Annotated in this window: 9 protein-coding genes and 1 pseudogene; 6 read left to right on the top strand and 4 right to left on the bottom strand. The window is 40.4% G+C overall.

What is annotated here, in order from left to right:
* A pseudogene (locus AB7E53_RS11680) lies at nt 1-419 on the bottom strand (RelA/SpoT family protein); the annotation flags it as partial.
* Between the two features lie 170 nt (nt 420-589).
* On the opposite strand from AB7E53_RS11680, the gene AB7E53_RS11675 reads away from it, so the two are divergent.
* Nucleotides 590-2,110, top strand: a complete 1,521-nt coding sequence (locus AB7E53_RS11675; RefSeq protein ID WP_446770801.1) for a DUF4301 family protein — start codon at nt 590-592, stop codon at nt 2,108-2,110.
* A gap of 100 nt (nt 2,111-2,210) precedes the next feature.
* Here the strand turns inward: AB7E53_RS11675 and AB7E53_RS11670 are convergent, their stop codons facing one another.
* The gene (locus AB7E53_RS11670; RefSeq protein WP_350455655.1) at nt 2,211-3,524 is read right to left on the bottom strand and encodes a Gfo/Idh/MocA family oxidoreductase; all 1,314 of its coding nucleotides are present in this window, start codon (nt 3,522-3,524) and stop codon (nt 2,211-2,213) included.
* Between the two features lie 233 nt (nt 3,525-3,757).
* Here AB7E53_RS11670 and AB7E53_RS11665 point away from each other — a divergent pair, with 233 nt between their 5' ends.
* Together AB7E53_RS11665 and AB7E53_RS11660 are read left to right on the top strand one after the other, a co-directional pair.
* On the top strand, nt 3,758-5,182 hold the full coding sequence (locus tag AB7E53_RS11665; RefSeq protein WP_079683812.1) for a Gfo/Idh/MocA family protein: 1,425 nt from the start codon (nt 3,758-3,760) through the stop codon (nt 5,180-5,182).
* 18 nt (nt 5,183-5,200) lie between these two features.
* Nucleotides 5,201-6,142 (top strand): sugar phosphate isomerase/epimerase family protein, encoded by a 942-nt coding sequence (locus AB7E53_RS11660; protein WP_446775802.1) that lies wholly within the window; start codon nt 5,201-5,203, stop codon nt 6,140-6,142.
* A 65-nt stretch (nt 6,143-6,207) separates the two neighbouring features.
* Here the strand turns inward: AB7E53_RS11660 and AB7E53_RS11655 are convergent, their stop codons facing one another.
* Entirely contained in the window at nt 6,208-6,579 is a 372-nt protein-coding gene (locus AB7E53_RS11655) for a DMT family protein (protein ID WP_079683814.1), read from the bottom strand.
* Nucleotides 6,579-7,328 carry a tRNA 2-thiocytidine biosynthesis TtcA family protein gene (locus AB7E53_RS11650; protein WP_446775800.1) on the bottom strand — a complete coding sequence of 250 codons (750 nt, stop codon included), beginning with the start codon at nt 7,326-7,328 and terminating at the stop codon, nt 6,579-6,581. The genes AB7E53_RS11655 and AB7E53_RS11650 overlap by 1 nt, the downstream gene beginning before the upstream one ends.
* A 183-nt stretch (nt 7,329-7,511) precedes the next feature.
* Here AB7E53_RS11650 and AB7E53_RS11645 point away from each other — a divergent pair, with 183 nt between their 5' ends.
* From AB7E53_RS11645 to floA, 3 genes are all read left to right on the top strand, one after another.
* Nucleotides 7,512-8,951 carry a tetratricopeptide repeat protein gene (locus AB7E53_RS11645; RefSeq protein ID WP_446775798.1) on the top strand — a complete coding sequence of 480 codons (1,440 nt, stop codon included), beginning with the start codon at nt 7,512-7,514 and terminating at the stop codon, nt 8,949-8,951.
* Nucleotides 8,952-8,979: 28 nt separating this feature from the next.
* Entirely contained in the window at nt 8,980-9,453 is a 474-nt protein-coding gene (locus AB7E53_RS11640) for an NfeD family protein (protein WP_079683817.1), read from the top strand.
* A 29-nt stretch (nt 9,454-9,482) separates the two neighbouring features.
* A partial coding sequence (floA, locus tag AB7E53_RS11635; protein ID WP_446775796.1) for a flotillin-like protein FloA occupies nt 9,483-10,213 on the top strand: 731 nt, incomplete at its 3' end.

Genomic DNA, 10,213 nt, shown 5'->3' with positions numbered 1-10,213 from the left:
GATAAAAGCAAGTGGTGGAAGTTTTCCGAATTTACAGCCGTATTACGTGCATAAAGATCGGATGTTTTAAGTAGCCGGCTGATCATAAGAGTTACATCCGGACCAAACTCCTTCTCAATCTCTTCCAGAGTGAGTGCTTTTTTTAGTACGGTACGATAAAGCAAGAGGGCAATTATGGGTGTACGTTTCAGTCCGATTTCCGAAGTCGCGATAAGTGCCGTATTAATATTTCGCAGCAGTCCGTTAATTCCGTTTTTATCTCTCCCATAACAATCCATCGAAACGGTACGTTGAATAAGGTTCCGCATTTTTCGGACATCATCTTTTTGGAGAGAGAAGTGAATGCTTTGAAGCAGCTTTCTATATTTAAATAGAAATTCCTTCTTTTCTTCGGGTGTAAAGAATGCTTGTGTATTCATACTGTTCTTGTTTTGCCTTATTAGGCCTATACAGGCTGTAAACTTTTGTAAAAGTATCTTTTTTCCTTGAAAACAGAGGTATCTCTAATGGTATTTTTGATACATTTGCATTATTTATAGGATGACACGTTTTCAGTTACGGCGACTGTAATTATTAAAAACAATATACTATGCTTAGTACGAAAGACTTGGCTTTGCTCGGCCAAAAGGGAATAAGCGAGAAGCAAATTGAAGAACAACTTGACTGTTTCAGAAAAGGATTTCCTTTTCTTGAAATTATGGCTTCGGCATCAGTTGAAAAGGGAATCAGCGTAATTGATAAAGAGGCTCAGGTTGGCTACATGGAGGCTTGGGATGCCTATCTGAATCAGAATAAGCGTATTCTTAAGTTTGTACCCGCTTCGGGAGCAGCCAGCCGGATGTTTAAAGACCTTTATGAATTTCTGGATTCGGATTCGAATGAACCTTTCTCCCCCTTTATGGAAAAGTTTTTTGCAGGTCTTACCTCTTTTGCGTTTTATAACGCCTTAGATGCCGTATGTCTGAAAAATGAAAAACGTACCATCCCCCAGTTATTGTCTGATAAAGAGTATAAGGCGGTAGTAAATAATCTATTGTCGTCAAGTGGGCTTAATTACGGCCAGCTACCGAAAGGCCTGTTGCAATTTCATACGTATCCTTCCTGTGTACGCACTGCTATGGAAGAGCATTTGGCCGAAGGAGCCATGTATGCCAAAAATAATGCTGCAGAAGTAAATATCCATTTTACAGTATCTCCGGAACATAAGGCTTTGTTTGAGCAACTGGTTGCTGCAAAAGTTCCTGCATATGAAAATAAATTCTCGGTATGTTACGATATTACTTTCAGTGTTCAGAAACCTAGCACGGATACATTGGCTGCCGATTCGGAAAATCAACCGTTCAGAGATAAGGAAGGAAATTTACTTTTCCGTCCCGGAGGACATGGTGCCTTGATAGAGAATCTGAATGATGTGGATGCAGATATCGTTTTTATTAAAAATATTGATAACGTGGTGCCTGATTCTTTTAAATGTACCACAATTATCTATAAGAAGGTGCTGGCTGGAGTGTTGGTAACTTTACAGAAGAAAATATTCCGCTATCTGCATCTGATTGAAAGCGGACAATATACACACGCTCAGGTAGAAGAGATGATTCGCTTTCTGCAGACCGAATTATGTATAAAGCATCCGGAAATGAAAAACCTGGAAGATGCAGAGCTTATTCTTTATATTAAATCAAAGCTGATACGTCCGATTCGTGTTTGCGGTATGGTTAAGAATGTGGGAGAGCCCGGCGGCGGGCCATTTCTTGCATTCAATGAGGATGGTTCTTACTCTCCGCAGATACTGGAAAGTTCGCAGATTGATCTTGCCGATCCCCGTAAAAAAGAAATGTTCGAAAAAGGTACACACTTTAATCCTGTTGATTTGGTTTGTGCATTGAAGGATCACAACGGACAAAAGTTTAATCTGCCTGATTTTGTTGATAAAAATACTGGATTCATTTCAATGAAGTCAAAGGATGGACGGGAACTTAAAGCCCTTGAATTGCCTGGTCTGTGGAATGGTGCTATGAGTGACTGGAATACAGTTTTTGTTGAAGTGCCGATTGAAACATTCAATCCGGTTAAAACTGTAAATGATTTATTAAGACCGGAACATCAATGATATCTATAGATTGTGAATGATTGATGTTATTTTACGATACAAACAAAGGGTTGCCCGCTTATTGGCAACCCTTGTTTATTAAATAGGCATGAGAATCTGGTTATATTTTAGGAAGTTCCCATGGTGAACGATAGTTGGGAACCAACAGATTGTTTGCTGCTTCATCGTTCGTAAAACGAATCCCGTCCCAGACTAATTTTTTACCGGTTCTGTAAGCTATATTCCCCAATTGAGAGAACTTGGCGATATGAGCCCCAATCTCAATGCTGGCATTACAATTCCGATTGCGGCTTTTGATGCACTCCAGGTGGTTCTTTACATGCAGATTGAGACCTCCTTCTCCGTAGGCCTTCTTTAAAGGAACAGCCTCCATGCGTGTATTACCGTTTACCCGCTCAGGAATTACTTCCCAACCGCCACGATCTAATACCAGAGTGCCGTTTTCGCCAACAAATCCTAATCCGTGGTTCCGTCCGTAGGCTCCGTCATCAATTCCAATAGCATGATCCCACATAACAGTAAAGTCGTTGAATGTATATATGGTTTGAAGTAAATCAGGAGTTTCACAGGCATCATCCGGATATCCGAATTTACCACCCGAAGCCATAATGGAGTTAGGTGCTGTAACGTTCATTCCGTACAAAGCATAGTCAAGCAAATGTACACCCCAGTCGGTCATCAGTCCTCCAGCATAATCCCAGAACCAACGGAAGGTAAAATGAAATCTGTTTCGGTTGAAAGGTCGTTTACGAGCCGGCCCGAGCCACATATCGTAATCAACACCAGCCGGAACAGGTTCGTCGGCCAATACCGGAATGGATGGACACCATCCCTGATACGAGAATACGCGAACAGTACGTATCTTCCCTAGTTTGCCGCTGTGTACAAACTGCATGGCATCTTGCCAGTGCGGATCGCTGCGCTGCCATTGTCCAACCTGAACCACCCGGTTATACTTTTGTGCCGCCCGAACCATTATATTACATTCCTCAATACTGTTGCCCAAAGGCTTTTCACAATAAACATCTTTGCCTGCCTGACAAGCAGCCACCATTTGCAGGCAATGCCAATGGTCGGGTGTTCCTACAATCACCACATCTATATCTTTATTGTCGATTAGTCCGCGCCAGTCCTTATACAGATTCTTTACCCGTTTACCAGAAATCTTTTCGGTTTCGGCAGCTCGGTTCTGCAATACATTCTGGTCTATATCTGCCAGAGCCACACACTCAACTTCCGGGTTACGCAGAAATGCTTTGAGGTTTTCGAACCCCATTCCATTACAGCCAATCAAGCCAACACGGATTTTATCACTTGGAGCAATGCTGCCCCCGGCTTTAATAATAAAAGGACTAGCGGTAAGTCCTACACCCAACAGGGAGGCCTGTTTTAGAAAATCTCTTCTCGAAGTCATTGATCTTATGAATTTAAGGAAAACAATAGTCTTTTTGCAAAGAACATAAAAATAGGCTTACGTTGTATGTTGCATACTCCATTAATTTTTATTTTATTTTGACATAGGTCAAAACTCTTTCAGGCACTCTCTTTTTGTCTTATTTCCTTTAGGTTATTAAAACAATAATGATAACTTTGTGACTATATTTTAGCCTACAAGGATACTATTAACAAACTATTAAATGAATTACCATGAAGGAAAACACTAAAAAAGGAGTAAGCCGTCGTGAATTTTTGGGTTTATCTGCTTTGGGACTAGCCAGTCTCACGATCCTGCCCAGCTGGAAAATGGCTGGAGTACGTATTGCTCCAAGTGACCGTGTTGTGTTAGGTTTTATTGGATTGGGGCAACAGGCTTTATCGGATTTTGCCGGTTTTGCTGCATGTCCGGGCGTACAGGTTGCTGCCTGTTGTGATGTGGATTCGCTAAAACAATTACGTTTCAAGAAAAGAATTGAAACATGGCAAGCCGCCAAGAGTATGGCTCCCCGTTGCGATATGTACGAGTTTTATGAAGATTTGTTGGAACGTAAAGATATTGATGCCGTTGAGGTTGCTACACCCGACCATTGGCATGCTCTTAACACCATTCATGCAGCTCAAGCAGGGAAAGATGTATATTGCCAGAAACCATTAGCTTTTACTATCCGTGAAGGTCTTGAAATGGTAAAGGCCGTTAGAGGAAATAAACGCGTGTTGCAGGTAGGTAGTCAACAGAGATCAAGCAAGGAATTCCAAAAAGCGATTGAATTGGTTCAATCCGGAGCTATTGGTCATATCGAAAAGATTTATGCAAGAGTTGGTGCGCCTCCCAAACCATTGGATTTACCTGAAATGCCTGTTCCTGGAAATTTAAACTGGAACAAATGGATGGGACCACTTAATGATCCAAAGATTCATTATCATCCTGATTTGTGTCCTCCTATAACTGTAGATCCGGAACAGAATGAAAAACTGTGGGGTGCCTGGAGATGGTATCAGGAAACCGGCAACGGATATACGGCCGACTGGGGTGCTCACATGTTTGATATTGCTCAGGCTGCTATAGGAATGGACGGATCTGGTCCGACTGAATTTATTCCTGCCGGCTATAACGGATCAACTTATGCAGCAATGAAATATCAGAATGGTATTGTAATGACTGAACAGCCCTTCCTGGAAGGTAATGATGGAGCACAAGGTATAAAGTTTATCGGCGATAAAGGCTGGATTGAGGTGGCACGTGGTTATCTTGCCTGCTCAGATAAATCGAAAGTTCCTGCCGAACTTGCCGGTCAGCGTCCTCTTACGATGGAAGAGATGAAGAAGAGATGGGAAGAGATGAAAAAACAGGCAGAAAAACAAGGAAATAAACCTAAAGGTGGTATGGCTGGCAGCTACGAAACCAGCTCTCCGCATATGCAGAATTTTATTGACTGTGTACGTTCCCGTGAGAACCCAATTGCACCGGTTGAAGTTGGATGCAGTACCAATACTCTTTGCTGTTTAGCTAACATTGCACGTGAATTGAATCGTCCGGTAAAATGGAATCCTGCAACATTGAGCTTTATCAACGATAAAGAGGCTGCTGCACACCGGTTATATGAATATGAATACAGAAGACCATATAGTCTATAATTAATTCTCAATAACAGTATGAGTAACAGACGTGATTTCTTACGAAATGTTTCTTTCTTGACTGCCGGAGGTTTGCTGGCAGGCAATGTTAGTTCATTACACGCATCTACTACGACTTCTTCTAAAGCCGCAGCTGCAAAAAATATAGGTTTGCAAACCTATTCGTTGGGAAAGGAATTGTTTGAGGATGTACCCGGAGGTATGAAGAAACTCAAACAGATGGGTTACACCAATCTCGAACTTGCGGGATATAATAAGGGTAAGATCGGTACGGTTGACATGATGGAATTTAAAAAGATGGCGGAGGATGCCGGATTGAAGATTACCAGTTCTCATGTAAATCCACCGGTTCGAGAATTTTCGCAGGCAAATTTCAATGAAATAAAGGAATTCTGGAAAGTTACTGCAGCCGATCATGCCAAGCTTGGAGTAAAATATTTAATCCAACCTATGATGCCCAAATGTGAGTCGCATGAGGATGCAGCCTTTATTTGTGAGGTGTTCAATGAATCGGGTAAAATTGTGAAAGAGGCTGGAATTCCATTCGGTTACCACAATCATAATATGGAATTTAAAAGGGTGGTAAAACCAGAGGATGCAGCTCAGACAGGTAATCCTTGGATACCTAAAGGGGATCAGATTTACGATTTATTTTTAAAAGACACAGATCCTTCTCTAGTGTTTTTTGAAATGGATGTATATTGGACCGTGATGGGTCAGAATGACCCGGTTGAGTATCTTAAAAAGCATCCGGACCGGATTAAAGTGTTGCATATTAAAGATCGTGCTGTATTAGGTCAATCAGGAATGATGAATTTCGAAATGATTTTCAAACAGGCGTATGCAAATGGCATCCAGGATTATTTTGTTGAATTGGAAGGTTTAAGAACCGGAATGTCTCAGTTTGACGGAGTAAAAGGTTGTGCTGAATATTTATTGAATGCACCATTTGTGAAATAATTACCTCATTATGATAAAGACTCCCCGGATTGATTAATCTGAGGGAGTCTTTTTTATTGTGTATACTACTTCTTAAACACCAGATAAACGGCGCAGACCAACAGCACACAAGCCAAAGCATGGTTCCATTTGAAGGATTCGGTCTTGAATGCCATCGAACTGAATATCATAAAGATGACAAGAGTGATGACTTCCTGGATAACCTTTAGCTGAATCAGACTGAACGGACCTCCGTTTTCACGAAATCCGATACGATTAGCTGGTACCTGGAAACAATATTCCAGGAAAGCAATGGACCAGCTGAAAGCGATTACACCAAGTAGCGGAAGTGAATCAAACCAACTGAACTGTTGTTTCATCTTTAAATGACCATACCATGCAAATGTCATAAATACATTGGACAGAATCAAAAGTACGATTGTTATAGCTCCTTGCATTATATCTCTTTTTTACGGGGTAAATAATCTTTCTGGATATGTGTCATACTTCCCCATAAATTATATCTGGCATGGGGATTTATCTCTTCAAGTCTGGCAAGGACTCCTTTAAGATCGGGTCTGCTTGATGTCGACTCATGGGGACAGTTTTTTAAAAGTTTCTTATATCCTTTCCATTCAGCAATCCGGATCAATTCTTTCTCTTCAACCAAGCAGAGCGGACGGATCAGTGTCATGTCAAATTTATCCATTTTTAAACGGGGAGGCATCGTGCCGAATGCTCCTTGGAATGTCATGTTCATAAGCAGGGTTTGCAATAGGTCGTCTTGATGATGTCCTAATGCTATTTTGTTACATTTATACTGCTTGGCAATATCGAACAGCGCCTTTCTGCGTGTCCATGAACATAAGAAACAAGGTGATTTGCGTTTGTCAGTCGTGGAATCGAATGACGTTTTATGAACTACAAAGGGTAAATTATGTTCCTCAGCACATCCACGCAAGTAGTCGAGATCTGCATTGTAGGGTATATTTTCCATTATGATGTGGGCTACCACAACTTCAAACTTCGGACGGAATATCTTCTGCCTTCTCCCCAGTAAATCGACTAAGGCAAGTGAATCTTTTCCTCCCGAAAGTCCAATTAATATTCGGTCTCCATCTGCAATGAGGTCGTATTCCCAAATTGCTTTTTGTATTTTTGCTTCTATTTTGCGAAATAGAAGTTCTTCTTCAGTTTTTATAGCCATAGTTTATTTTCGGGCGCAAAATTAGAAAAAAAAGGATTGATTTTTAGAGCCCAATTGCATTTAACATGTTAATTTATGCAATTTAATCGGGAAGGTTGCAGGTTATTTTAGTTATTCCTGTATGCTGGAACAAAAAAATTCATATCTTTGAATCTCTGTAACCATAAACAAAGTCAAGGCAAAATGAATGGGATGTGTTTAAAACTTTTTCTTGTGTCAGGTATGACGTTGTTAAGCAGCGTATTAACAGCTCAAAGCCTCGATCAAGCAAAGAAGTTATATAACGAAGGTAAATTTGAAGAAGCTAAACCTGCTTTTGAGAAGTTAGTTGAACGGACTCCTGGCAATTCATCTTATAACCAGTGGTATGGTGTATGCTTGTATGAAACGGGAGAAAAAGAGAAAGCCGAGAAATATTTACGGGTAGCTGCCAAACGTAATGTTCAGGAAGCTTTTCGTTACCTGGGGGAGTTATGTTACGATACCTATCGTTTTGAAGAATCGGAAGAGATGTTTCAGGAATACATTGATTTGCTTGCAAAGAAAAAACAAGATACGCTTCCATGGGAACAAAGACTTGAACAAGTGAAAAATGCACTCCGAATGATGGAGAAAACTGAAGATGTTGAAATAATTGATAGTTTGGTAGTTGATAAGGAAGCATTCCTCACTGCCTATAAGCTAAGTGAGGAGAGTGGTTCGTTGATGCTTTTTTCTGATTTTTTTCAGCTGTCAGATGCATCGGAGTCAACTGTTTATATGAATCAGAAGCAGGATAAGATTTTTTATGCACAAAAAACTCCTGAGAATCAGTTTTGCTTATTCACTCAATCCAAATTAATGGATAAGTGGGGAGACAAGAAGATGTTACCGATGACAATTAATAGTGCTAATAATGAAAACTATCCGTTTGTAATGTCTGACGGAGTGACAATTTATTACGCAAGTACTGGCAATGGGACCTTGGGAGGATATGACCTGTTTGTAACAAGATACAATATTAGTTCGGACAGCTATTTAGTCCCCGAACAGTTGGGAATGCCTTTCAATTCTCCCTCCAATGATTACATGATGGTTATTGATGAATCGAAAGAATTGGGTTGGTTTGTTTCCGATCGCTTTCAACCGGAAGGAAAAGTCTGCGTATATCTTTTTATTCCGAATCCTGATCGGAAAAGGTTGCTAACCGATGATCTTGAATTGAAACGTTCCCGTGCAGCTATATATTCAATTAAGGATTCATGGAAAGCATCTGCTAACTATAAAGAGCTAATTGATCTTGCACACAAAGAAATAAGGTCTGGAGTAAGTGAGGTTAAAAAAGATTTTGAGTTTGTGATTGTTGATCAGGTCGTATATTTTTCTCTGGATGATTTCCAAAGTCCGGAAGCCCGAAGTTATTATGAAAAAGCTTCCGCTTTGAATCGACAGATAGTTGAAGAGAGTGAAAAGCTTCTTTCTTTAAGAAAGTCGTATGTTGAAGGAGACAAGGCTACAAAAGAAAGGCTATCCGGTTCAATTTTAACTTTGGAGAAACAACTTGAAAACATGATAAATGAGCCGCTTGTTCTTGAGAAAAAAGCCCGGAATGCTGAAGTGAATTTCCTTCGGAACAAACGATGACTAATTAAGGAAAAAAACTTTATTAACTATGATACTAGATATTGCCATTGTTGTTTTTCTACTTGCAGTAGCAATTGTATTGCTTTTGCTAGAAATCTTTTTACTTCCAGGAATTACTGTGGCAGGAATAGGAGGTTTTCTATTTGCAGCAGGAGGTATTTTATATGCTTACAGCGAGTTGGGAGTACAAGCTGGAAATATAAGCTTGATTGTATCAGCAGTAGTATTTGCCGTATCATTTTTTTGGTTGCTTCGTTCAAACTCATTCAATAAGGTTGCATTAAAAAAAGAGGTAGACAGTAAATTGATCTCTACCCGCGATCTGGGAATTGTGCAAGGAGACGAAGGAATTGCTGTTTCGCGCCTTAACCCGATGGGTAAGATCCGGGTAAAAGGAATTACGGTCGAGGCTAAATCAATTGATGGTTTTGTAGATGAAAATACACCAATTGTGGTTGCAGGAATCGATGCCAGTAATTTATTGGTTAAAATTAAAAAATAAACAGTATTCACCTTTTAAATACAATGTCTATGGAAATGACCTTTCTGCCGTTGATTCTGCTTGGAGCAGCGGTGTTGCTTTTGTCCATTTTCTTTTATTACGTGCCGTTTCTTTTATGGATTTCGGCAAAAGTATCGGGTGTAAATATATCCCTGATACAGCTATTTTTGATGCGTATCCGTAAGGTGCCTCCCTACATCATCGCCCGAGCAATGATTGAAGCTCATAAGGCTGGTTTAAAACAGCTCACGCGTGATGAACTTGAAGCTCACTATTTGGCTGGCGGACATGTTGAAAGAGTGGTTCATGCACTTGTTTCTGCTTCTAAAGCAAATATCGATTTGTCGTTTCAGATGGCAACTGCAATCGATCTAGCTGGTCGTGATGTATTTGAAGCTGTACAAATGTCAGTTAATCCAAAGGTGATCGATACACCTCCGGTTACAGCTGTTGCAAAGGATGGTATTCAGTTAATAGCTAAAGCTCGTGTTACGGTGCGAGCTAATATTAAGCAATTGGTTGGTGGTGCCGGAGAAGAAACAATTCTGGCCCGTGTTGGTGAAGGGATCGTTTCGTCGATCGGATCATCCGAAAGTCATAAAACAGTGCTTGAAAATCCAGATTCTATTTCAAAATTGGTGCTTCGTAAAGGATTAGATGCCGGTACGGCTTTCGAAATTCTTTCCATTGATATAGCTGATATCGATATTGGTAAAAATATTGGTGCATTTCTTCAGATGGATCAAGCTCAGGCTGATAA

It is taken from the genome of Macellibacteroides sp. (genome assembly GCF_050251695.1).
GTDB lineage: Bacteria > Bacteroidota > Bacteroidia > Bacteroidales > Tannerellaceae > Macellibacteroides > Macellibacteroides fermentans.
This window is presented reverse-complemented; position numbering and strand designations above follow the sequence as displayed.

What these genes read in the sequence shown, in the direction of transcription:
- AB7E53_RS11675 (WP_446770801.1), top strand. Translation starts at nt 590, where the DNA reads ATGCTTAGTACGAAAGACTTGGCTTTGCTCGGCCAAAAGGGAATAAGC.
- AB7E53_RS11670 (WP_350455655.1), bottom strand. Translation starts at nt 3,524, where the DNA reads ATGACTTCGAGAAGAGATTTTCTAAAACAGGCCTCCCTGTTGGGTGTA.
- AB7E53_RS11665 (WP_079683812.1), top strand. Translation starts at nt 3,758, where the DNA reads ATGAAGGAAAACACTAAAAAAGGAGTAAGCCGTCGTGAATTTTTGGGT.
- AB7E53_RS11660 (WP_446775802.1), top strand. Translation starts at nt 5,201, where the DNA reads ATGAGTAACAGACGTGATTTCTTACGAAATGTTTCTTTCTTGACTGCC.
- AB7E53_RS11655 (WP_079683814.1), bottom strand. Translation starts at nt 6,579, where the DNA reads ATGCAAGGAGCTATAACAATCGTACTTTTGATTCTGTCCAATGTATTT.
- AB7E53_RS11650 (WP_446775800.1), bottom strand. Translation starts at nt 7,328, where the DNA reads ATGGCTATAAAAACTGAAGAAGAACTTCTATTTCGCAAAATAGAAGCA.
- AB7E53_RS11645 (WP_446775798.1), top strand. Translation starts at nt 7,512, where the DNA reads ATGAATGGGATGTGTTTAAAACTTTTTCTTGTGTCAGGTATGACGTTG.
- AB7E53_RS11640 (WP_079683817.1), top strand. Translation starts at nt 8,980, where the DNA reads ATGATACTAGATATTGCCATTGTTGTTTTTCTACTTGCAGTAGCAATT.